The sequence below is a fragment of the Variovorax paradoxus genome, from assembly GCF_030815855.1.
GTDB classification, from domain to species: Bacteria; Pseudomonadota; Gammaproteobacteria; order Burkholderiales; family Burkholderiaceae_C; genus Variovorax; species Variovorax paradoxus_M.
Genome location: NZ_JAUSXG010000001.1, coordinates 623,082 through 644,787, shown reverse-complemented (window position 1 = coordinate 644,787; position 21,706 = coordinate 623,082). Strand labels below are relative to the sequence as shown.

The following is a 21,706-nucleotide window of genomic DNA, read 5'->3' as shown; positions in this document are numbered from 1 at the left end:
CAAAGGGGAAACAACAATGCAAGCCTATCTGACATTCAACGGCAACGCGGCCGAGGCACTGGCCTTCTACGCCAAGGCGCTGGGCGGCAAGGTCATCTTCAGCATGACCTTCGGCGAAAGCCCCATGGGCGCCGAAACGCCCGATGCCTACAAGGGCAAGATCATGCACGCCACGCTGGAAGCCCGAGGCCACCAGCTGATGGCTTCCGACATGCCGCCGGGCGTGGCGTTCGAAGGCTACAAGGGCTTTTCGCTCTCGGTGCAGGGCAACAATGTGGACGAAGGAAAAAAGCTCTTCGACGCGCTGGCCGAGGGCGGCGAGGTCACGATGCCGTACGGCCCGCAGTTCTGGGCCGTCGGCTTCGGCATGCTGACCGACAAGTTCGGCGTGTCGTGGATGGTGAACTGCGAGAAATAGGGCCCCCCGGCTTTTCACTTCGCTGCGCTTCGTGTAATTCTCCACCCCCCCAGGGGGAGGCGCGGCTCGCCTTGGGGCGGCCCGGCGGCGGCCGCCTCCGCCTGCTTCAAATCGGAGGGTCAGGCGACCGTAGCCGGATCGACGTTGGCGCCGCAGACGATCAGGCACACTTTCTCGCCTTCGCGCGGCAGGTAGGCGCCGGTCTGCAGCGCCGCCAGCGGCAGCGCGGCGGCGGGCTCCACCGCGAGCTTCAGTTCCTTCCACAGCCACTGCTGTGCGGCGCGGATGGACTCGTCGGACAGCAGCAGCGCATGCTGCACGTATTTCTGGGTAATTTCCCAGGAAATGGCGCCGATGCGGCGCGCGCCGAGCGAATCGGCGGCAATGCCACCCACGTCGACATCAACCGGCTCGCCGGCTTGGCGGGCACGGAACAGCGTCGGCGCTTTTTCGGGCTCGAGCGCCACCACGCGGGCGCGATTTTCGAACCATCCGGCGAGGCCGCCGATCAGGCCGCCGCCGCCCACGCTCACAAGCACGGAGTCGGGCAGGCCGCCCTGCGCTTCGATCTCTACCCCCAGCGTGCCGGCGCCGGCCACGACTTCGGGCTGGTCGTAGGCATGGGTCAGCAAGGCGCCGCTTTCCTTCTGGCGGACCAGGCAAGCGGCCAGCGCGTCGGGATACAGCTCGCCGACCACCACCACTTCGGCGCCAAGCGCCCGCAGCCGGGCGCGCTTGGCTTCGGGCGAGACGCCCGGCAGGAACACCTGGCAGCGCACGCCCAGGGCCTTGGCCGCTGCCGCGGTCGCAATGCCCGCATTGCCGCCCGAAGCCACGACCACGCCGCTTTCGGGAATGTCGTTGGCCAGCAAGCGGTTCATCATGCCGCGCGCCTTGAAGCTGCCGCTGACCTGCATGTGCTCGAGCTTGAGCCAGACCTCCACGCCCGGCACCTCGATCCCAAAGGCGGAAGCCGGCAGCTTCCAGAGCGGGGTTTCGCGCAGGAAACCGCCCGAGCGTTCACGCAGCCTGCGGGAAGCGCTCTCCATTTCAAGGCGCCAGTTCGTCGTTTGATTGTTCAAGAGATGTGTCCCGGCGGAGGAATGTCGTCGAGCTTGAGGCCCTTGGGCAGCGGGAACTTGATGGTTTCCTCGATGCCGTCCATCTTGCGGACCGACACCGCGCCGAGCGCCCGCACGCGCTCGATCACTTCGCGCACCAGCACTTCAGGCGCCGAGGCGCCGGCCGTGAGGCCGATCCGGCCCTTGCCTTCGAACCACTCCGGCTTGAGCTCGTCGGCCGAATCGACCATGTAGCTTTCGGTGCCCAGGCGCTCGGCCAGTTCGCGCAGCCGGTTGCTGTTGGAACTGGTGGGGCTGCCGACCACGATCACGAGGTCGACCTGCGGGCTCATGATCTTCACCGCGTCCTGGCGGTTCTGGGTGGCGTAGCAGATGTCCTGCTGCTTGGGCTCGCGCACCTTCGGAAAGCGCGCGCGCACGGCCGCCGCGATTTCGGCGGCATCGTCCACGCTGAGCGTGGTCTGCGTCACGACGGCGAGCTTTTCGGTCTGGCCGGGCGACACCTTTGCCACGTCTTCCACGTCTTCCACCAGGTGGATGCCGCTCGAGAGCTGGCCCATGGTGCCCTCGACCTCGGGGTGCCCCTTGTGGCCGATCATGATGAACTCGTAGCCTTCCTTGGCGAGCTTGGCGACCTCGACGTGCACCTTGGTCACCAGCGGGCAGGTGGCATCGAAAACGTCGAAGCCGCGGTCGCGCGCCTCTTGCTGCACCGCCTTGCTCACGCCGTGGGCGCTGAACACCAGCGTGGCGCCGGGCGGCACGTCGGCCAGGTCTTCGATGAAGATCGCCCCCTTGGCCTTGAGTTCGTTCACCACGTAGGTGTTGTGCACGATCTCGTGGCGCACGTAGATCGGCGCGCCGAACTTGGCAAGAGCGCGCTCGACGATCTCGATGGCGCGATCCACGCCCGCGCAAAAACCGCGCGGCTCGGCAAGGATGACTTCTTCGAGGCCTTTGTTCATAGCACGCCTATGAGCCGCACCTCGAAGGTCACGGGTTGCCCGGCCAGCGGATGGTTGAAGTCGAAGCGCACCGCGGTTTCGTTCGATTCGACCACCGCGCCCGCGTAGCTGCCCGTGCCGTCCGGCGTGGGGAACTGCACCACGTCGCCGGTTGCGTACTGCTCGTCGGGGTCGCCCATCTGGGCCAGCAGCTTCCTGGCCACCCATTGCTGCATTTCGGGGTTGCGCTCGCCGAAAGCCTCGCCGGCCGGCAATTCGAAGGTGGCGTGCGTGCCCTCTTCCAGGCCCATGAGCCGCTGCTCCATGGCGGGCGAAAGCTCGCCGGTGCCCAGCGACAGGGTCGCGGGTTTGTCGGCGAAGGTGTTGATGATGTCGCCCGCAGGACCGGCCAGCCGGTAATGCAGGGTCAGGAACGAGCCGGAAGTCACGACGTGGGACATGGGTGCAGCGGAGGTAGGCAAAGACAAGATGGGTGTCCCGATAAACTGGACTGCATTTTAAGGAGCCGGGGCTTCCACCCGCTCTTTCAAGGTTTCACCCAGGTTTTCGATGGCATTCAAGGATCTCCCCGCCCACGCCCGCCCGCGCGAAAAACTCATCGCGCGAGGCGCCGCCGCGCTGGCCGACGCCGAACTGCTGGCGTTGCTGCTGCGTACGGGCGTGGCGGGAAAAAACGTGCTCCAGCTCGCGCAGGAACTGCTCGACCACTTCGGCGGCCTTGCGGGGCTGCTGCAGACCGGCGCCGAAGACCTGAAGGTGATCAAGGGCATGGGCGGCGACGCCAAGCGCGCCGAGCTCATCGCGGTGCTCGAACTGGCGCGCCGGGCCATGGCCGAGCGCCTGAAGGAGCGCACGGTGTTCGACTCGCCCGGAGCCGTGAAGGAATATCTTCAGATGCACATCGGCTCTCGCCCGTACGAGGTGTTTGCGGTGCTGTTTCTCGATGCGCAGCACCGGTTGATCGTGCTCGAAGAGCTGTTTCGCGGAACGCTCTCGCAGACCAGCGTGTACCCGCGCGAGGTGGTCACGCGTGCGCTGCACCACCACGCGGCGGCCGTGGTGCTTTCGCACAACCACCCCAGCGGCAGCATCGAGCCCTCGCGTGCCGATGAATCGCTGACGCAAACGCTCAGGGCCGCGCTCTCGCTGATCGACGTGCGCGTGCTCGACCACGTGATCGTCAGCGCCGGCCAGAGCTTTTCGATGGCCGAGAAAGGGCTGCTCTGATGGCCTCCCGCACACCGCCCATCAAGAACCTGGCAGACCTGAAGCAGGTGCAGCGCATGCTGGCCGAAACCCGCGAGCGCGAAGCGGCCGCCGCAGCCGCCAAGGCCGCGGCGGAGCGCAAGCGCGCCGCCGAAAAAGACCTGTTCACGCGCGCCATCGGCGCCACGGAGCCGCTTCGCCGCAAGGCGGCCGTGGTGCCGCTCGCGCCCGAGCCGCCGGCGCCCATTCCGGTGCAGCATCAGCTCGACGAACAGCGCGTGCTGCGCGAATCGCTCTCCGACGAATTCGACGTGACGACCCTGCTCGACGTCGACGACGCCATGAGCTTTCGCCGCCCAGGCATCGGCACCGACGTGACCGCGCGGCTGCGCAAGGGCGACTGGAGCATCCAGGCGCAAGTCGACCTGCACGGCCTGCGCAGCGACGAAGCGCGCGAGGCGCTCGGCGGCTTCATTCGCAATGCCTACAAGCAGGGGTTGCGCTGCGTGCGCGTGGTGCACGGCAAGGGCCTGGGTTCACCCGGCAAGCAGCCGGTGCTCAAGACCAAGACGCAGCGGTGGCTCATCCAGAAGAACGAGGTGCTGGCCTTCGTGCAGGCCAAGCCGGCCGAGGGCGGTGCGGGCGCCCTGGTGGTGCTGCTTGCGCCGGCGCGGCGCTGACCCTGAACGCCGCGCTACGGCTTACGAGAGGTGGTTTTTCAGCGGGACCGACGCATCCGCTACCGCCACCGCATCCGGGCTGCGGCCCGCTTCGAGCAGCTTGCGGCTCATCATGTGATCGACCGGCGCGTTGACCGATTCGACGCACACCAGCTGCCCATCCACATAGTGGAACAGTGAGAACGCATCGGGCTTGGGCCCGGCGCGTCGCACGCTGGCCAGCGCCGGCGTGCCTTCGGCCGGCATCAGTCCGACCATCTGCAGCCGCAGGCCGCCCTGATCCGACCAGAACCACGGCACCGCGTCGTGCGGCCGCGCGGCGCCGGTCAACGTCGCCACCGCCGTGCGTGCCTGGTCGTTCGCGTTCTGCACCGACTCGAGCCGCAGCGCGCGGCCCGCGCGGCGATCGGGAAAGCGCGTGCAGTCGCCCACTGCGAGCACGTCGGCCGCGCTGGTCTGCATGTGGGCATCGACCACGATGCCGTCCGCGCACTCGATGCCCGCGGCCTGCGCCAAGGCGGTTTCAGGCACGGCGCCGATGCCGAGCAGCAGCAGGTCCACGGGCTGCTTCGCACCATCGACCTGGATCGACAGCAAGCGGTCGCCTTCGATCTCGAACGCGCCAGTACGCGCGCCAAGCACGACGTCGATGCCCGCCGCGCGATGCGTGGCGAGCACATGGGCCGACAGCTCGGGCGACACGGCGCGCCCCAGCAGGCGCGGCGCGCTTTCGATCACCTGCACGCGCTTGCCGAGCGCGTTGGCCGTGGCCGCCACTTCGAGCCCGATGAAGCCGCCGCCCAGCACCGTGACCTGCTGCGCATCGGCGAGCCGCGCGCGCAGGCGATGCGCTTCGTCGGCGGCGCGCAGGCTCGCGACGTTTTCCAGCCCCGGCTTCAGGTCGGGCATCTGGCGTGCGCGCGTGCCCGTGGCCAGCACCAGCCGCTCCCACGGCAAGACGGCGCCCGAATGCAGCGTGACGGTGTGCGCCTCGCGGTCGATGGCCACCGCCGCATCGCCCAGGTGCAGCGTGATGCCCGCGTCACGGTACCAATCGGCGGCCTTGTGCGGCTGCGTGGTTTCCTCGGCGCTCTTGAGAAAGGCCTTGGACAGCGGCGGCCGGTGGTACGGCTCGCAAGCCTCCTCGCAGACCAGGTGCACGCGCGCGCCCTGCCCCGCTTCAGCCAGGCCCGCGCAAAGCTGGGCCGCGGCGTGGCCGCCGCCGATGATGACGATTGAATTCATTGAAGAGAGTCTCTTTCGGAGTCGTTGTCTGTCTTATTGCTCACCACGGTTTCGCATCCAGTCCGCGGTCTGGAAGAACGAATCGCGAAGCCGAGCGCGCAACCCTTCGGGCACACCCGTTTCGCCCATCGCCTGGTCCATGCAGGCCAGCCACTGGTCTCGCTCCTTGATGCCGATGCTGTGCCCGCCGATGCTCTGCGGCAGATGCCGCGCGCGCAGCATCGGGTGGCCGAAGCGGTCGGTGTAGTGCTGCGGCCCACCGAGCCAGCCGCACAGGAACCAGAAGAGGCGCTGGCGCGCATTCTCGAGGCTGGTGCCGTGCACCGCGCGCAATTGCGCATAGGCCGGCTCGAGTTCCATCAGGTCGTAGAAGCGGTCGACCAGCGCCTGCACCTTGGGTTCGCCGCCGATCCATTCGAAGGGGGTGTCGACGGGAGGCTTTTCGTGAATCTGCATGGCGGGAGTATCCCTCCAGCAGCCTCCGCGGCCCGCACGCCAACTGAATTCTCGCGAAGCCAGTACCGGCATCAGGACCATTCGGGCACCCATATGCATATGTCGATTGAGGATTTAATAATCCACGGTTTTATTGATATGGTGCCGTCCTTGTTTCCAAGAAGGAGAAGAACATGCGCTTGAATTTGATTGCCGCGGCCCTTGCCGCCTCCGCCCTGCTGACGGGCATCGCCGCCCACGCGGACCAGCTCGCCGACATCAAGAAAAAGGGCGAACTCGTGGTCGGCGTGCTCGGCACCGACGAACCCGCGACCTTCATCGATCCCAAGACGCGCCAGATCGTCGGCTACGAAGTCGACCTGGTGAACGCCATCGCGAAGAAGATTGGCGTGAAGCCGGTGCTCAAGCAGATCGCCGTGGCCGCACGCATTCCCGAGCTGCAGCAGGGCCACGTTGACCTGGTGGCCGCCGGCCTCACGCACAACAAGGAGCGCGAGGCGCAGATCGACTTTTCTCTCACCACTTTCGTGACGGGCCAGAAGGCCATCGTGAAAAAAGACAGCGGCATCACCGACGTGCCGCAGCTCGCCGGCAAGAAGGTGCTGACCATTCGCGGCGGCACGCAGGAGCCGAACATCCGCAAGGCCGTGCCCACCGCCGAGGTCGTGACCTTCGATACGAGCCAGCAGGCCTTCCAGGCGCTGCAGCAGGGCAAGGGCGTGGGCTATGTGGACGACGAAGCCGCGCTGCTGCGCAGCTACGCCAAGCTCGGCCCGCAGAAGGCCAAGTATGTGGTGCTCAAGCAGAACCTGAGCACCGAGGCGCTGGCCATCGGCATCAAGAAGGGCGAGAGCGGCCTGAAGGCCGTGGTGGACGACACGCTGCGCGAGCTCGAGAAGTCGGGCGAAGCACAGAAGATCTTCGTCAAGTGGTACGGGCCGAATACGGCTTCGGGATTCCAGACGCGCGACTTCAAGCTCGATAGCGACAAGATCGACTGATCTGGTGTGTTTCTCCTTCCCCTTCCGGGGAAGGCCGGGATGGGGGCTGACAGCCTTCGCACAGGCTGCGGCGCATCAGGCGCCGTCGTGCCCCCACCCCAACCCTCCCCCGGAAGGGGAGGGAGCGAACACTCTTCGCGGCGGTGATACTGTCGCCCCTCATGCCCCTGTTCGACTATTCGCTGCTGCTGACCGGCAAGTACCACGACATGCTGGTCGCGGGCCTGTTGCTCTCGCTGCAGCTCCTGGCGGCCTCGCTCGTGCTGGCGCTGCCGATTGCGCTCGTGGTGGCGCTGCTGCGCTTGTCGCCCCTCGCGCCGCTGCGCTGGCTCGGCTTTGCGTACGTGGAAGCTATCCGCAACATCCCGCTGCTCGCGCACATGCTGTTCTGGTATTTCGGGGCGCCCGAGCTGCTGCCCGAGGGCATCAAGCAGTGGCTCTATGCGGGGCACATCGAGGCCTACAGCGCCATCATCGCGCTTGCGCTCTACACGGCCGCCTTCATGGCGGAAGACATCCGCAGCGGCATCCGCGCGATTCCGACCGTGCAGTTCGAGGCCGGCCGCGCGCTGGGCTTCGGCTTCCTCGGCACCATGCGCCGCGTGATCCTGCCGCAGGCGCTGCGCGTGACGGTGCCGCCGCTGATCTCGCAGACGCTGAGCCTCTGGAAGAACACCTCGATCGCCACGGTGATCGGCGTGGCCGAGCTGATGTATCAGGCAGGGCAGGTCGAGAGTGCGACCTTTCGCAGCTTCGAATCGTTCGCGTTCGCGAGCGCGGCGTACCTGACGGTGTCGCTCGCGATCACGGGGCTGGCCACCTGGTACCACCACCGGTTTCCGGTAAGAACCATCTAGAGCCGCAGAACAGATGCTGGAAATCATCAACGACTACTGGGTGTACTTCCTCATCGGGCAGTACCCGAACGGCCCGCTCGGCGAGCTGGTGCTCACGCTGCTGCTCGCGTCCTGCGGCCTCGTGCTCGCGCTGCCGCTGGGCATCGTGCTCGGTCTCGCGCGTGTGAGCCCGTGGCGCTGGCTGCGCTGGCCGGTCACGGGCCTCGTTTTCGTGGTGCGCGGCCTGCCGCTCCTGATGGTGATCTTCTGGGCCTACTTCTTCCTGCCCAGCGTGACAGGCGTGAAAACTGACCAGTTCACTACCATGCTGATCGCGCTCGTGATCTTCGATGCGGCCTACCTCGCCGAGATCGTACGCGCCGGCATCCAGGGCCTGCCGCGCGGCCAGATGGAAACCGCCCGCGCGCTGGGCCTCGGCTACGGCCGCGCAATGCGCCTGGTGGTGCTGCCGCAGGCCCTGCGCAGCATGCTGCCTTCGCTGGTGAACCAGTTCGTCTCGACCATCAAGGAAACCTCGCTCGGCTACATCATCGGGCTGGCCGAGGTGTCGTTCATCGCCACGCAGATCAACACGCAGGTGTTCACCAAGCCGGCGCAGATCTACCTGATCCTGGGCGGCACGTATTTCATTCTTTGCTTCGGCCTGTCGCGCTTCGCCTACTGGCTCGAACGCCGGCTCGCGCGGCGCGGCATGTCCGCGGCCGACCCCATCTCGGTCCCCAAGGTGTCCGCATGATCGAACTGCAGAACGTCAACAAGTGGTACGGCAGCTACCAGGCCCTGGTCGACATCAACGAGACCATCCACAAGGGCGAGGTGGTCGTGGCGTGCGGCCCTTCGGGCTCGGGCAAGTCGACACTGATCCGCACCTTCAACCGGCTGGAGCCGATCCAGTCGGGGCGCATTCTGTTCGAGGGCCAGGACATCCACGCGCCCGGCACCGAGGTGAATGCGTTCCGCTCGCGCATCGGCTTCGTGTTCCAGCAGTTCAACCTGTTCCCGCACCTCACGGTGCTGCAGAACTGCACGATGGCGCCAATGCAGCTGCGCGGCCTCTCGCGCAAGGAGGCCGACGAGCGCGCGATGGCGCTGTTGCAGCGCGTGGGCCTCGCGCACAAGGCCAATGCATGGCCCAGCGAGCTGTCGGGCGGCCAGCAACAGCGCGTGGCGATTGCGCGCGCACTCGCCATGCAGCCGCCGCTGATGCTGTTCGACGAACCCACCAGCGCGCTCGATCCCGAGATGGTCGGCGAAGTGCTGCTCGTGATGCGCGACCTCACGCGCGACGGCATGACCATGGTGTGCGTCACGCACGAGATGGGCTTTGCGCGCGAGGTGGCCGACCGCGTGATCTTCATGGACGAGGGCAAGGTGCTCGAACGCGCCACGCCCGACGACTTTTTCAACCGGCCGCAGCATCCGCGCGCGCAGCAGTTTCTTTCGGACATCCGCTCGCCCTTCGCGCGCGGCGCATGACATGCTCTCTTCGACCATGAATGACACACAGACGCTCCCCGTGATCGACGTCGCACCGCTGGTCGCCGGCACGGCCGAACGCGACGATGTGGCCGCCCAGATCGGCGCCGCCTGCCGTGCGCACGGCTTCTTCTATGCCACGGGACACGGTGTCGATGCCGCGCTCGTGCAGCGGCTCGAAGACCTGAGCCACCGCTTCTTCGAGCTGCCCGAAGAAACCAAGATGCAGTGGCGCATGGCGCTCGGCGGGCGCGCGTGGCGCGGCTTCTTCCCGCTCGGCGGCGAGCTGACCTCGGGCCGGCCCGACTGGAAGGAAGGCCTCTACCTCGGCACCGAACTGCCCGCCACGCATCCGCAGGTGCTGGCGAAGACGCCGGTGCACGGCCCCAACCTCTTCCCCGACGTGCCCGGTTTCCGCGAGACCATCCTCGGCTACATGGCCGCGGTGACGCAGCTGGGCCACCGGCTGATGGAGGGCATCGCGCTGAGCCTTGGCCTGCCGGCCATGTATTTCGCCGAGCGTTACACCGCTGATCCGCTGATCCTGTTCCGCCTCTTCAACTACCCCTCGCAGCCCGTGCCCGAGGGCCTGGACGTGCAATGGGGTGTCGGCGAGCACACCGACTACGGCCTGCTCACCATCCTGCACCAGGACGATGTCGGCGGCCTCGCGGTACACACACCGGGCGGCTGGATCGACGCGCCGCCCATCGCCGGCTCGTTCGTCTGCAACATCGGCGACATGCTCGACCGCATGACCGGCGGACTCTACAAATCGACGCCGCACCGCGTGAAGCGCAACACTTCGGGGCGCGACCGGCTGTCGTTTCCGCTGTTCTTCGATCCGAACTTCGAAGCGCGCGTGCAGCGCATCGAAGGCCTCGCCGGCGCCGAGGCGCTCGATGACAGCGCCGAGCGCTGGGACCGCGCCAACGTGCACGCCTTCAGCGGCCGCTACGGTGACTACCTGCTCGCGAAGGTCTCGAAGGTGTTCCCGCAGCTGCGCGACGAAGTGCTCTGAGGCGAGCCTCCGGGGACGTTGATGAACTCGTCCTCCCAAGTGCCCACGTCGGCTTCGGGATCGGAGATGGGCACGAGCTTGTCGCTGCGGCAATAGAAGGTCCAGTCCTCGAACAGCACGTCATAGTAGGTGCCGGGCAAGTAACGTTCGCTGGGCGCTTCGTAGGGCGCCGAGACCACCTCGACGATGCGGCCGACCGCACGTTCGGTCATCGGCGATGCGAGGCAGCTGTCGACGACGTGGCACAGGGTGCCTGTCTTGATGACCATGAGGGACCTCCGGACTTCGGAAAGTTTCAGGCAGTGAGCGTCAGTAGGTCAAGCAGGCGCTTCGCATCGCTCGCGCCGATGGAAAAATGCCTGTGCGGCCAGTCGATGCGCATCCAGGCCCAGTGGGCGCCATCCAAATGGACGCTGGCATCCAGCACGGTGTCCGCACCCGGCGGGAAGTAGCTGGTCATCGTCAATCGCCGTTCGGCCACCATGGCCTCCGTCGCGGCGGCGAGGCGGTGCGCCTTTGCAAGGAAGCCGACGAGCGCGTCGCTGCGCGGTCCCAGGCTGCGAAGCCGCACTTCGCCGGTATGGCGCAGCACATGCATTCGCGGATCGACCACTTTCCAGTCGGGCCCGATGTCGATGGCCAGTCCGACGGTCTCGGTGCCCGCATCGGCCTCGGCCACCACGGACATCGTGCCATCGGATGCGGCGCATTTCTCGGTAAGAGAGAGGTCGAACACCCAGAGGCGGTCCAGCCGCCTGGCCCTGCGCATCGGCATGGGGTGTGCGTGAACGGGCATGCACAGCGGCACGAGGGCGGTTCCCAGAAGCAGGTTCCGCCGCTGCATCGTCATGCCGACACGGGGGCTGTCGGACGCTCTGGAAACCAGCGCGGCAGGTGCGCCGTTGCGTCGTGCAGGGAATCGAGCACATGGAAAGCCCGCTCAACGATCGACGCGGGCGGGTGTTTGAGGTCGGGAACGATCACGACGCGCATCCCCGCCGCCAGCGCGGCCTTGGCGCCGTTCTCGCTGTCCTCGAAGGCGATGCATTGCGACGGGTCCACGCCCAGGCGCGCGGCTGCGAGCAGGTACAGCGCCGGGTCGGGTTTGGCGCGCGCCACCTCGTCACCGCCCGCGAAGGCGTCGAAGTGGTGGAGCACGTCGAGGCTTCCGAGGCAGGCCTGGATCTGCCCGCTGGTCGAGGACGAGGCCACGGCGCAGCGCGTGCCCCGCTCGCGGAGCGCACCCAGGAACTCGGCCGCGCCGGGCTTGATGGGAAAGAGCGGCGCGCCGTCCGAGCGCGCCAACTGCAGCCGCTGGCGAACGTGGGCGATCGCGTGGCGGTAGGCATCGGGCCCGCCGAGCAGCGCACCGAGGATCGCCTCGGACTCCACCATGGCCAGGCCGACGACCTGCAGGTACTGGGCGTGCGAAAGCTCGATGTCGAGCGTGCGGGCCGCTTCGATCCAGGCGGCCATGATGGGCCGCTCCGAATCGATGAGCAGCCCGTCCATATCGAAGATGGCGGCGGCGAACATGGAGCGAATCCTAAGCCAGCGCGCGCCGTCGGGGCCGGCCCTGCCCGATCAGTCCCGCACCAGCGCCCGGTTCAACCCCAGTGCCGCCAGCGTGCCGACGGCCCCGGACAGCAGGTAGACGCTGACATACGCCAACCCGAAATGCGCTGACAGGCCCAGCGCCACCAGCGGCGCAAACGCGGCACCGATGAGCCACGCCAGGTCGGCCGTGAGCGCGGCGCCGGTGTAGCGGTACTTGGGTTCGAAGTTGGACGTCACCGCGCCCGCCGCCTGGCCGTAGGACAGCCCGAGCAGTACGAAGCCCAGCAGAATGAAGATGTCCTGCCCGATGCGGCCGCCGTCGAGCAGCGTGGGCGCAAAGCCGCTGAATACCGCAATCAGCGCGGCCAGGCCGCCCAGCGTGAAGCGACGGCCCACGCGGTCGGCGATCAGGCCCGAGGCCACGATGCCGCCGGCGCAAAACACCGCGCCGATCATCTGCACCACGAGGAACTCGGTGATCGACTGGTCGGAATACAGCGTGATCCACGACAGCGGGAACACCGTGATCAGGTGGAACAGCGCATAGCTGGCCAGGGCCGCGAACGCACCGATCAGCAGGTTGGCGCCCTGCGAGCGGGCCAACTCGACCACGCTGGTGGGCTGCAGCTCGCGCTCTTCGAGCAGGCGGGAATAGTCTTCGGTCGCCACCAGCCGCAGGCGGGCGAACAGCGCCACCACGTTGATCGCGAAGGCCACGTAGAAGGTGTAGCGCCAGCCCCAGTCGAGGAAGTCCTTGGCCGGCAGGTTGGCGTACAGATACGCGAACAGTGCGCTGGCCACGAAAAAGCCAAGCGGCGCGCCCAGCTGGCCGAGCATGGCGTACCAGCCGCGGCGGTTCTGCGGCGCATTCAGCGCCAGCAGCGACGGCAATCCGTCCCACGAGCCGCCGAGCGCCAGGCCCTGGGCAAAGCGAAAGACCGACAGCAGCACGATGGCCGTGAACCCGATGCTCGCGTAACCCGGCAGGAAGGCGATGCCCGCGGTGGAAGTTCCCAGCAAGAACAGAGCAATCGTCAGCTTGGCTTCGCGGCCGAATCGTCGTTGGACGGCCATCGAAATGACAGTCCCGAAGGGCCGGGCGATGAACGCGAACGAAAAGACCACGAACGCATAAAGGATTCCCTCGAGACGCTCCTCGAACGGGAAAAATACGTGCGGAAACACCAGCACCGACGCAATGCCGTAAACGAAGAAATCGAAGTATTCCGATGCCCGCCCAATGATCACGCCGACAGCGATTTCGCCCGGCGCGATGTGGGAGTGTTCGCCGCCTGGCAGGGCGTCGTTTTCGGACGTGTGCGACACAGGCTGGGCGCCTTGCGGACTGATGCTGGACGTCGTCGTCATTGCGTTTTGTAATTCGGGTGTCACGTGCAGTGACAAAGGTAGACCATGAACAGAGGCTCCAAGCGTCTCACCGAACGGGGATTCTCGCCATAGGACAAAACGTCCAATAGCCGGGCGCAATCTTTGGTCGTAGATTGTGGGGTCTTTGCGCAGCCCCTGCACTTCTTTCTTTCGGCATGCCCACCCTCAAATCTCTTCGCCGATGGCCCCTGTTGCTCCCCCTTGCCTTGCTGGCAGGCTGCAACACGGTGCTCATGAACCCCTCCGGCGACATCGCCAATCAGCAGGGACGCCTCATCGTCGTCTCTACCGTGCTGATGCTGATCATCATCGTTCCGGTGATCGCGCTGACCCTCTTCTTCGCCTGGCGCTACCGCCAGTCGAACAAGGAGGCCGACTACAGCCCCGACTGGGACCACTCCACCCAGCTCGAACTCGCGATCTGGGGCGCGCCCCTCCTGATCATCATCGCGCTCGGTGCCATCACCTGGATCAGCACGCACACGCTCGACCCCTACCGGCCGCTGGGCCGGCTCGACGCCGAGCGCCCGATTCCCGCCGAGGCCAAGCCGCTGGTGGTCGAAGTGGTGGCGCTCGACTGGAAGTGGCTCTTCATCTACCCCGAACAGGGCTTTGCCACGGTGAACGAAATGGCCGCGCCGGTCGACCGGCCGATCACCTTCAAGATCACGGCCACGTCGGTGATGAACTCCTTCTTCATTCCCGCGCTGGCCGGCCAGATCTACGCCATGCCGGGCATGGAAACCAAGCTGCACGCGGTCATCAACAAGCCGGGCGAATTCGAAGGCTTCTCGGCCAACTACAGCGGCGCAGGCTTCTCGGGCATGCGCTTCAAGTTCCACGGCCTGAGCAATGAGGGCTTCGACGAGTGGGTGAAGAAGGCCAAGGCCGGCAAGGACGGCGAGCTCAACCGCGAAAGCTACCTGAAGCTCGAAGCCCCGAGCGAACGCGACCCCGTGCGCCACTACGCCCGCGTGGCCCCCGACCTGTACGACGCCATCCTGAACCGCTGCGTGGACCGCAACAAGATGTGCATGAAAGAGATGATGGCCATCGACGCGGACGGCGGCCTGGGCAAGCCCGGCGCCTTCAACGTGGCCACGAAGCCGCTCTGGCAGCCCGACCGCATCAATTCCATCAATTCGCCGACTCGCAAGTACGTCACGGCGATGTGCACCACCGAAGAATGACGATGTTCGAGAACCTTGACCTGACGAAGCTCATCTTCGGCCGCCTCACGTGGGAGGCGATTCCCTACCACGAGCCCATTCTGCTGGCGACCTTTGCGGCCGTGGTGCTGGGCGGCCTCGCCGTCCTGGCCGCTCTCAGCTACTTCAAGCTCTGGGGCACCCTGTGGCGCGACTGGATCACCAGCATCGACCACAAGAAGATCGGCATCATGTACATCGTGCTGGGCCTGGTGATGCTGCTGCGCGGCTTTGCCGACGCGCTCATGATGCGCGCCCAGCAGGCGGTCGCCTTCGGCGACAACGCGGGCTTCCTGCCGCCGCACCACTACGACCAGATCTTCACCGCGCACGGCGTGATCATGATCTTCTTCGTGGCCATGCCGCTGGTCACGGGCCTCATGAACTTCGTGGTGCCGCTGCAGATCGGCGCGCGCGACGTGGCGTTTCCGTTCCTGAACAACTTCAGCTTCTGGATGACCACCTTCGGCGCCGGCCTGGTGATGGCGTCGCTGTTCGTCGGCGAATTCGCCAAGACCGGCTGGCTGGCCTACCCGCCGCTGTCGGGCATTCTCTTCAGCCCTGACGTGGGGGTCGACTATTACATCTGGTCGCTGCAGATCGCGGGCGTCGGAACCCTGCTCTCGGGCGTCAACCTGCTGGCCACCATCGTGAAGATGCGCGCCCCGGGCATGACGATGATGAAGATGCCGGTGTTCACCTGGACGGCTCTCTGCACCAACGTGCTCATCGTGGCCGCCTTCCCGGTGCTCACCGCCGTGCTCGCGCTGCTGTCGCTCGACCGCTACGTCGGCACCAACTTCTTCACGAACGACCTCGGCGGAAACGCCATGATGTACGTGAACCTGATCTGGATCTGGGGCCACCCCGAGGTGTACATCCTGATCCTGCCGGCCTTCGGCATCTTCTCGGAAGTGGTGTCCACCTTCAGCGGCAAGCGCCTCTTCGGCTACGCCTCGATGGTGTACGCCACCATCGTGATCACGATCCTGTCGTACCTCGTCTGGCTGCACCACTTCTTCACCATGGGCTCCGGCGCCAGCGTGAACTCGTTCTTCGGCATCACGACGATGATCATCTCGATTCCGACCGGCGCGAAGATCTTCAACTGGCTCTTCACCATGTACCGCGGCCGCATCCGCTTCGAGCTACCCATGATGTGGACCGTCGGCTTCATGGTCACCTTCGTGATCGGCGGCATGACGGGCGTGCTGCTCGCGGTGCCCCCGGCCGACTTCGTGCTGCACAACAGCCTGTTCCTGATCGCCCACTTCCACAACGTGATCATCGGCGGCGTGCTGTTCGGCATGCTGGCCGGCATCACCTACTGGTTCCCGAAGGCCTTCGGCTACAAGCTCGATCCGTTCTGGGGCAAGTGCTCGTTCTGGTTCTGGCTCGTGGGCTTCTGGGTCGCGTTCATGCCGCTGTACGTGCTGGGCCTGATGGGCGTCACGCGCCGCATGAGCCACTTCCAGGACATGTCGCTGCAGTTCTGGTTCCAGGTGGCCGCCTTCGGCGCGGTGCTGATCGCACTGGGCATTGCGTCGTTCCTGATCCAGCTGGTGGTGAGCTTCGTGCGCCGCGAGTCGCTCCGCGACACCACGGGCGACCCGTGGAACGGCCGCACGCTCGAATGGTCGACCTCGTCACCACCGCCGGCCTACAACTTCGCGTTCACGCCGCGCATCCACGACAACGACGCCTGGACCGACATGAAGCGCCGCGGCTACACACGCCCGCTCGAAGGCTTCACGCCCATCCACATGCCCAAGAACACCAGCGCCGGCTTCATCATCGCGGCCCTGGCCGCGGCCTGCGGCTTCGCGATGATCTGGCAGATGTGGCTCGTGGCGGGCGTGGCGTTCGTCGCCATGCTGGCCGCGGTGATCGTCCATACCTTCAACTACAAGCGCGACTACTACATTCCCGCGGAAGAAGTCGTTCACACCGAGGCCGAGCGCACGCGCCTCCTGGCAGCAGCCCATGTCTGATACCACCGCCCTCCATTCCCCCGCGGCCGGCCACGCCCACAGCGACCAGACGGGCAAGCCGCCCGTGTTCGAGCTGTTCCACGTCGGCAACGACCACCACCCCGAGAACGGCACGCTGCTCGGGTTCTGGCTCTACCTGATGAGCGACTGCCTGGTCTTCGCCTGCCTGTTCGCGGTGTACGGCGTGCTGGGCCGCAGCTATGCGGCCGGCCCTTCGGGTGCCGACCTGTTCGACCTGCCGCTGGTGGCCGTCAACACCTCGCTGCTGCTGCTGTCGTCCATCACCTATGGCTTCGCAGTGCTCGAAATGCAGAAGAAGCGCATGGGCGGCACGCTGGCCTGGTTGGCCATCACGGGCCTGCTGGGCGCGGGCTTCATCGGCCTCGAGCTGTACGAGTTCGCCCACCTCATCCATGAAGGCGCGGGCCCGCAGCGCAGCGCGTTCCTGTCGTCGTTCTTCGCGCTGGTCGGCACCCACGGCCTGCACGTGAGCTTCGGCATCGTCTGGCTCGTCGTGCTGATGATCCAGCTGCCCAAGCATGGGTTCAGCGCCGCCAACCGCCGCCGCGTGATGTGCCTGTCGATGTTCTGGCACTTCCTGGACGTCGTGTGGATCGGCGTCTTCACCTTCGTTTATCTGATGGGATCGATGGCATGAGCACCGCCCACACTGAAACCGCAGCGCACGGCCACGGCGCGCATGACGCCCACGACGACCATCACGACGATGGCCCCGTGAGCCACAGCACCTTCAAGGGCTACATGACCGGCTTCGTGCTGGCCGTGATCCTGACCGCGATTCCCTTCTGGCTCGTGATGGGCAAGGTGCTCGTCAGCACGCACACCACCTCGCTGGTCATCCTCGGCTTTGCCGCGGTGCAGATCGTGGTCCACATGATCTACTTCCTGCACATGGACGCCAAGTCCGAGAGCGGATGGAACATGCTGGCACTGATCTTCACCATCGTGCTCGTCGTGATCACGCTGGCCGGCTCGCTCTGGGTCATGTACCACATGAACGCCAACATGATGCCGATGTCGGTGCACGACATGAAGAACATGCCTTGACGACGACGCTGCCGCCAGACCAGAGCACCCGCAACACACAGGCCGGCCGGCAGCGCTCGACGGCCGCGCGGGCGATCTTCATGGTCTGCGCGGCGCTCGCCTTTGCCGGTTTTGTCGCACTCGGCAACTGGCAGGTCGAGCGCAGGGCCTGGAAGCTCGATCTCATCGCCCGCGTCGAGCAGCGCGTGCATGCCCCGGCCACGGAAGCCCCCGGGCGAGACCGCTGGCCGCAGGTCAACGCAGCCGACGACGAATACCGGCACCTGCGCATCGCCGGCACCTTTCTCCACGACAAGGAAACCCTGGTGCAGGCCAGCACCCGGCTCGGTGCCGGCTTCTGGGTGCTGACGCCGCTGCAGGCCGCCGACGGCACCACGGTGCTGGTCAATCGCGGGTTCGTGCCGCCTGAAGCGCGCGATCGCTCGGCGCGCATAGCCGCCGAGCCCAAGGGCGAAACCACCGTGACAGGCCTGCTGCGCATCACCGAACCCAAGGGCGGCTTCCTGCGCAAGAACGATCCCGCGGCCGATCGCTGGTTCTCGCGCGACGTGCAGGCCATTGCGGCTGCACGCGGCCTCGACAACGTCGCGCCCTACTTCGTCGATGCCGATTCCGCGCCCTCCGCGCCCGGCGCAGCGCCCACCTGGCCCGCCGCGGGCCTGACGGTCATCGCCTTTCCCAACAGCCACCTCGTCTACGCCATCACTTGGTACGGCCTGGCGTTGATGGTCGCGGGCGCGGCGTGGTTCGTGTGGCGCGACGATCGGCGCCGGCGCAAGCTCGGGGACCCGCCCGGCTCAGCCGGCAGCAGCGACGACAATGCCTTTCATGCCGACGGAAGAACCCGCCAAGACGCCCGCCGCCCCGACTGAGGCCTCCGCCGTGGCGGGAGAACTGCACGCGCCGCGTGCGGGCGTGGTGAGCCTGGACAACGCCACCGGCCACAAGAACATGCAGCAGCTGATCCAGCTGCGCTGGTTCGCGGTGGTCGGGCAGGTCATCACCATCCTGTTCGTGCACTACGGCTTCGGCATACGGCTTCCGCTGAACCAGATGCTGCTGGTGCTGGCCTGCCTGGCCCTCTTCAACGTGGTGAGCCTGCTGCGCTCGCGCACGCTTCGCAAGGTGACCAACGGCGAACTGTTCTTTGCGCTGCTGGTCGACGTGGCCACGCTCACCGCGCAGCTCTACCTGAGCGGCGGCGCCACCAATCCGTTCGTCTTTCTGTACCTGCTGCAGGTCATTCTGGGCGCGGTGCTGCTCAAGGCCTGGTCGACGTGGACCATCGTCGTGGTCACCAGCCTCTGCTTTGCGGGACTGGCGCTTTTCTCGCGCCCTCTTGCACTGCCGCTCGACCACGACCGCGGACTCTGGAGCCCGTACGTGCAGGGCATGCTGATCTGCTTTGCGCTCAATGCCGCGCTGCTGGTGGTCTTCATCACGCGCATCAGCCGCAACCTGCGCGCACGCGATGCGCGGCTGGCCGACCTGCGCCAGCGTGCGTCGGAAGAAGAGCACATCGTGCGCATGGGCCTCTTGGCATCGGGCGCCGCGCACGAGCTGGGCACGCCGCTTGCCACGCTCGCGGTGATCCTCGGCGATTGGCGCCGGCTGCCGCATTTCAGTTCCGACCCCGAACTGCTGACTGAAGTGGCCGAGATGGAGCTGCAGATCCAGCGCTGCAAGAGCATCGTGAGCGGCATCCTGCTGTCGGCCGGCGAGGCGCGCGGCGAGTCGTCGGAAGAAACGACCGTGAGTACCTTTCTCGACGAACTGGTCGAGGAATGGCGCACCACGCGCCCCGTGGAAGATTTCGACTACGACAACCGTTTTGGCCGCGACCTGCCCATGGTTTCCGACTCGGCCGTGAAGCAGATGATCTGCAACGTGCTGGACAATGCCCTGGAGGCCTCGCCGCACTGGCTGCGCTTCGAAGCGGCGCAAGAGGCCGACGCGCTGACGCTCACGGTCACCGATGCGGGCCCGGGTTTTCCGGCCGCGATGCTGAAGCAGTTCGGCAAGCCCTACCAGTCGAGCAAGGGCCGGCCGGGCGGCGGGCTCGGGCTGTTCCTGGTGGTGAACGTCGCGCGCACGCTCGGAGGCCGCGTCGCAGTGCGCAACCGTCCGGAAGGCGGCGCCATCGTGGCCATCACGCTGCCGCTTGCGGCCGTCGTGCTGGAGGAAGAAGACGAAGCCATCGAGACCCTCGCAATGACCGACACCGAAGCCCATGACCGAAGCCACCGAAGCTGAGCGCCAGTTGCTGATCGTCGAGGACGACGCGGCTTTCGCGCGCACGCTCGGCCGCTCGTTCGAGCGCCGCGGCTACGCGGTCACGCATGCAAGCAATGCCGAAGAGGTCGAAACGCTGCTGCAAGCCCATTCGCCCGGTTATGCAGTGGTCGACCTCAAGCTCAACGGCGAAGCCTCGGGCCTGGCCTGCGTGCAGATGCTGCACCGGCATAGCCCCGAGATGCTGATCGTGGTGCTCACGGGCTTTGCGAGCATCGCCACGGCTGTCGAGGCCATCAAGCTCGGCGCCTGCCACTATCTTGCCAAGCCTTCCAACACGGACGACATCGAAGCCGCCTTCGGCCGTGCCACCGGCACCACCGAGGTCGAGCTGACCAACCGTTCGACCTCGATCAAGACCCTGGAGTGGGAGCGCATTCACGAGACGCTCGCCGAAACGGGCTTCAATATTTCAGAGACCGCGCGGCGGCTCGGCATGCATCGGCGCACATTGGCGCGCAAGCTGGGCAAGCAGCAGGTCAAGTAGAAAATGAGCAGCATGACGAATCCGAACAAGTCCACGTCAGCGGCGGTCCGTAACCAGACTGCGCTGGAAGAGATCTTCAACGCACTGAGCCACGGCCTCGGCCTGCTACTGGCCATTGCCTCGCTGCCGATCCTGGTCTACAGCGCCTCCCAGAAGGGGCAGGCCGCCAGCATCGTCGGTGCATCGCTTTTTGCGGGCACAGCCATCGTGCTGTACCTGATCTCCACGCTGTATCACGCGTTGCCCGTCGGCAGAGCCAAGGCGTGGTTCAACCGGCTCGACCACGCAGCCATCTACCTGTTCATCGCGGGCAGCTACATGCCGTTTCTCTTCGGCGTGCTGCGCGGCCCCTGGGGCTGGACGCTGTTCGGCGCCCTCTGCGCTGCGGCGGTGTTGGGGGTGGGCGCCAAGCTGTTCAACCGGCTTCGGCACCCGCTGTGGTCGACCGGGCTCTATGTGGCGATGGGCTGGATGGCGTTGATGGCGGCGGTACCGCTGTACGAACGCATGTCACCGGCGGGGCTGGGCTGGCTGGTGGCCGGTGGATTGTTCTATACCGCCGGTGCGGTGGTCTTCCTGTTCGACAACAAGGTGCGCTTTGCACATTCGGTGTGGCACCTGTTCGTGCTGGCCGGCAGCACCTGCCACTTCTTCGCAGTGCTTTGGCACTCGCACGGGTGATCCTGTTGGGAGCTGAGCGGGCGCTGTTGTTCAGGGCGCTGTTGTTCAGGGCGCTGTTGTTCAGGGCGCTGTTGTTCAGGGCGCTGTTGTTCAGGGCGCTGTTGTTCAGGGCGCGTGCACAGGCCACCGGGTACTCCCCTCCGCGAATGTCCCCCGGCTTCGCCTCCTCCTTTATTTCGCTGCGGGGAGCACCCGATGCCCTGTGCACACCGGGCGCTGCGCTTGATCCGTGCGATCGACGACCGCTCTGAATAACGATCACGCTGATGGGGTGCCTTGCGCAGCGAAAGCAAGGGGGAGGCCGCAGGCCGGAGGACATTCGCGGAGCAAGGTACCCCGTCGGCGGGAGCGCCGCCCTGAATGACAGCGCACCGAATAGAAACCGACCGTAGACAAGGCTCTCAGTAATGCGGCGGCAGCTCGTCCCGTAGGTTGCGCGCTGCCCCTTCCTGCCCCGCGTTCTGGCTCTGCTGTTTCAGCTGTGTGACCTGCAAGATCAGGCTGTCGATCTGCTGCTGTTGCCGGTAGATCGTCATGTTCAATTGCTCCAGCAGGTCCTCGGCATAGCTCGACTTGATCTCGAGTTCGGTCAGCCGCTCTGCAATGTCGTCCGATAAGTGTTCCAT

Annotated in this window: 26 protein-coding genes; 16 read left to right on the top strand and 10 right to left on the bottom strand. The window is 66.1% G+C overall.

Going from position 1 to position 21,706, the window contains the following annotated elements:
• The first annotated feature begins 16 nt into the window (after nt 1-16).
• Nucleotides 17-418 carry a VOC family protein gene (locus QFZ42_RS03090; RefSeq protein WP_307699539.1) on the top strand — a complete coding sequence of 134 codons (402 nt, stop codon included), beginning with the start codon at nt 17-19 and terminating at the stop codon, nt 416-418.
• Between the two features lie 119 nt (nt 419-537).
• On the opposite strand, the gene QFZ42_RS03085 is transcribed toward QFZ42_RS03090, so the two are convergent.
• Genes QFZ42_RS03085 through QFZ42_RS03075 form a run of 3 tightly spaced genes read right to left on the bottom strand, consistent with a single transcriptional unit; the run spans nt 538 to nt 2,905 of the window.
• Nucleotides 538-1,467, bottom strand: a complete 930-nt coding sequence (locus QFZ42_RS03085) for a threonine/serine dehydratase (protein ID WP_307699538.1) — start codon at nt 1,465-1,467, stop codon at nt 538-540.
• 29 nt (nt 1,468-1,496) lie between these two features.
• Nucleotides 1,497-2,465 carry a 4-hydroxy-3-methylbut-2-enyl diphosphate reductase gene (ispH, locus tag QFZ42_RS03080; protein ID WP_307699537.1) on the bottom strand — a complete coding sequence of 323 codons (969 nt, stop codon included), beginning with the start codon at nt 2,463-2,465 and terminating at the stop codon, nt 1,497-1,499.
• The gene (locus tag QFZ42_RS03075) at nt 2,462-2,905 is read right to left on the bottom strand and encodes an FKBP-type peptidyl-prolyl cis-trans isomerase (protein ID WP_307699536.1); all 444 of its coding nucleotides are present in this window, start codon (nt 2,903-2,905) and stop codon (nt 2,462-2,464) included. Before QFZ42_RS03075 ends, ispH begins: the two co-directional genes overlap by 4 nt.
• A gap of 109 nt (nt 2,906-3,014) precedes the next feature.
• Between QFZ42_RS03075 and radC the strand changes: the two genes are divergently transcribed.
• Nucleotides 3,015-3,692: a RadC family protein gene (radC, locus tag QFZ42_RS03070; protein ID WP_307699535.1), complete on the top strand. Its 678-nt coding sequence runs from the start codon at nt 3,015-3,017 to the stop codon at nt 3,690-3,692.
• Nucleotides 3,692-4,351, top strand: a complete 660-nt coding sequence (locus QFZ42_RS03065) for a Smr/MutS family protein (RefSeq protein ID WP_307699534.1) — start codon at nt 3,692-3,694, stop codon at nt 4,349-4,351. The genes radC and QFZ42_RS03065 overlap by 1 nt, the downstream gene beginning before the upstream one ends.
• A 21-nt stretch (nt 4,352-4,372) precedes the next feature.
• On the opposite strand, the gene QFZ42_RS03060 is transcribed toward QFZ42_RS03065, so the two are convergent.
• Both QFZ42_RS03060 and QFZ42_RS03055 read right to left on the bottom strand, forming a co-directional pair.
• Nucleotides 4,373-5,596 carry an NAD(P)/FAD-dependent oxidoreductase gene (locus QFZ42_RS03060; RefSeq protein WP_307699533.1) on the bottom strand — a complete coding sequence of 408 codons (1,224 nt, stop codon included), beginning with the start codon at nt 5,594-5,596 and terminating at the stop codon, nt 4,373-4,375.
• A gap of 33 nt (nt 5,597-5,629) precedes the next feature.
• A complete protein-coding gene (locus QFZ42_RS03055) occupies nt 5,630-6,052 on the bottom strand; it encodes a group II truncated hemoglobin (protein WP_307699532.1) in 423 nt (140 codons plus the stop codon).
• A 173-nt stretch (nt 6,053-6,225) separates the two neighbouring features.
• On the opposite strand from QFZ42_RS03055, the gene QFZ42_RS03050 reads away from it, so the two are divergent.
• From QFZ42_RS03050 to QFZ42_RS03030, 5 genes are all read left to right on the top strand, one after another.
• On the top strand, nt 6,226-7,053 hold the full coding sequence (locus tag QFZ42_RS03050; RefSeq protein WP_307699531.1) for an ABC transporter substrate-binding protein: 828 nt from the start codon (nt 6,226-6,228) through the stop codon (nt 7,051-7,053).
• 161 nt (nt 7,054-7,214) lie between these two features.
• The gene (locus QFZ42_RS03045) at nt 7,215-7,910 is read left to right on the top strand and encodes an amino acid ABC transporter permease (RefSeq protein WP_307699530.1); all 696 of its coding nucleotides are present in this window, start codon (nt 7,215-7,217) and stop codon (nt 7,908-7,910) included.
• Between the two features lie 13 nt (nt 7,911-7,923).
• On the top strand, nt 7,924-8,646 hold the full coding sequence (locus tag QFZ42_RS03040) for an amino acid ABC transporter permease (protein WP_307699529.1): 723 nt from the start codon (nt 7,924-7,926) through the stop codon (nt 8,644-8,646).
• On the top strand, nt 8,643-9,386 hold the full coding sequence (locus tag QFZ42_RS03035) for an amino acid ABC transporter ATP-binding protein (protein ID WP_307699528.1): 744 nt from the start codon (nt 8,643-8,645) through the stop codon (nt 9,384-9,386). Before QFZ42_RS03040 ends, QFZ42_RS03035 begins: the two co-directional genes overlap by 4 nt.
• 16 nt (nt 9,387-9,402) lie before the next feature.
• Nucleotides 9,403-10,407: an isopenicillin N synthase family dioxygenase gene (locus QFZ42_RS03030; RefSeq protein WP_307699527.1), complete on the top strand. Its 1,005-nt coding sequence runs from the start codon at nt 9,403-9,405 to the stop codon at nt 10,405-10,407.
• Here the strand turns inward: QFZ42_RS03030 and QFZ42_RS03025 are convergent.
• The 4 genes from QFZ42_RS03025 to QFZ42_RS03010 form a co-directional block, all read right to left on the bottom strand.
• Nucleotides 10,350-10,676, bottom strand: coding sequence for a hypothetical protein (locus QFZ42_RS03025; RefSeq protein WP_307699526.1), 327 nt, complete (start codon nt 10,674-10,676; stop codon nt 10,350-10,352). The genes QFZ42_RS03030 and QFZ42_RS03025 overlap by 58 nt on opposite strands.
• Before the next feature lie 26 nt (nt 10,677-10,702).
• Nucleotides 10,703-11,182, bottom strand: a complete 480-nt coding sequence (locus QFZ42_RS03020) for a hypothetical protein (RefSeq protein ID WP_307699525.1) — start codon at nt 11,180-11,182, stop codon at nt 10,703-10,705.
• Nucleotides 11,183-11,253: 71 nt separating this feature from the next.
• Complete coding sequence (locus QFZ42_RS03015) at nt 11,254-11,943, bottom strand: HAD family hydrolase (RefSeq protein WP_307699524.1); 690 nt, start codon at nt 11,941-11,943, stop codon at nt 11,254-11,256.
• A gap of 48 nt (nt 11,944-11,991) precedes the next feature.
• Complete coding sequence (locus QFZ42_RS03010) at nt 11,992-13,332, bottom strand: MFS transporter (protein WP_307699523.1); 1,341 nt, start codon at nt 13,330-13,332, stop codon at nt 11,992-11,994.
• A gap of 176 nt (nt 13,333-13,508) precedes the next feature.
• Between QFZ42_RS03010 and cyoA the strand changes: the two genes are divergently transcribed.
• The 8 genes from cyoA to trhA all read left to right on the top strand — a co-directional run bounded on the left by cyoA (nt 13,509) and on the right by trhA (nt 21,080).
• On the top strand, nt 13,509-14,543 hold the full coding sequence (gene cyoA, locus QFZ42_RS03005; RefSeq protein WP_307699522.1) for a ubiquinol oxidase subunit II: 1,035 nt from the start codon (nt 13,509-13,511) through the stop codon (nt 14,541-14,543).
• Nucleotides 14,540-16,552 (top strand): cytochrome o ubiquinol oxidase subunit I, encoded by a 2,013-nt coding sequence (cyoB, locus tag QFZ42_RS03000; protein ID WP_373423376.1) that lies wholly within the window; start codon nt 14,540-14,542, stop codon nt 16,550-16,552. Before cyoA ends, cyoB begins: the two co-directional genes overlap by 4 nt.
• Nucleotides 16,545-17,210, top strand: coding sequence for a cytochrome o ubiquinol oxidase subunit III (cyoC, locus tag QFZ42_RS02995; protein WP_307699520.1), 666 nt, complete (start codon nt 16,545-16,547; stop codon nt 17,208-17,210). Before cyoB ends, cyoC begins: the two co-directional genes overlap by 8 nt.
• The gene (cyoD, locus tag QFZ42_RS02990; protein WP_307699519.1) at nt 17,207-17,620 is read left to right on the top strand and encodes a cytochrome o ubiquinol oxidase subunit IV; all 414 of its coding nucleotides are present in this window, start codon (nt 17,207-17,209) and stop codon (nt 17,618-17,620) included. Before cyoC ends, cyoD begins: the two co-directional genes overlap by 4 nt.
• A gap of 80 nt (nt 17,621-17,700) precedes the next feature.
• The gene (locus QFZ42_RS02985; RefSeq protein ID WP_307704159.1) at nt 17,701-18,492 is read left to right on the top strand and encodes an SURF1 family protein; all 792 of its coding nucleotides are present in this window, start codon (nt 17,701-17,703) and stop codon (nt 18,490-18,492) included.
• Nucleotides 18,449-19,873: an ATP-binding protein gene (locus tag QFZ42_RS02980; protein ID WP_307699518.1), complete on the top strand. Its 1,425-nt coding sequence runs from the start codon at nt 18,449-18,451 to the stop codon at nt 19,871-19,873. Before QFZ42_RS02985 ends, QFZ42_RS02980 begins: the two co-directional genes overlap by 44 nt.
• Nucleotides 19,851-20,399 carry a response regulator transcription factor gene (locus QFZ42_RS02975; protein WP_307699517.1) on the top strand — a complete coding sequence of 183 codons (549 nt, stop codon included), beginning with the start codon at nt 19,851-19,853 and terminating at the stop codon, nt 20,397-20,399. The genes QFZ42_RS02980 and QFZ42_RS02975 overlap by 23 nt, the downstream gene beginning before the upstream one ends.
• A 12-nt stretch (nt 20,400-20,411) precedes the next feature.
• Nucleotides 20,412-21,080: a PAQR family membrane homeostasis protein TrhA gene (trhA, locus tag QFZ42_RS02970; RefSeq protein WP_373423302.1), complete on the top strand. Its 669-nt coding sequence runs from the start codon at nt 20,412-20,414 to the stop codon at nt 21,078-21,080.
• Between the two features lie 401 nt (nt 21,081-21,481).
• Here the strand turns inward: trhA and QFZ42_RS02965 are convergent, their stop codons facing one another.
• On the bottom strand, nt 21,482-21,706 hold the full coding sequence (locus QFZ42_RS02965) for a SlyX family protein (RefSeq protein WP_307699515.1): 225 nt from the start codon (nt 21,704-21,706) through the stop codon (nt 21,482-21,484).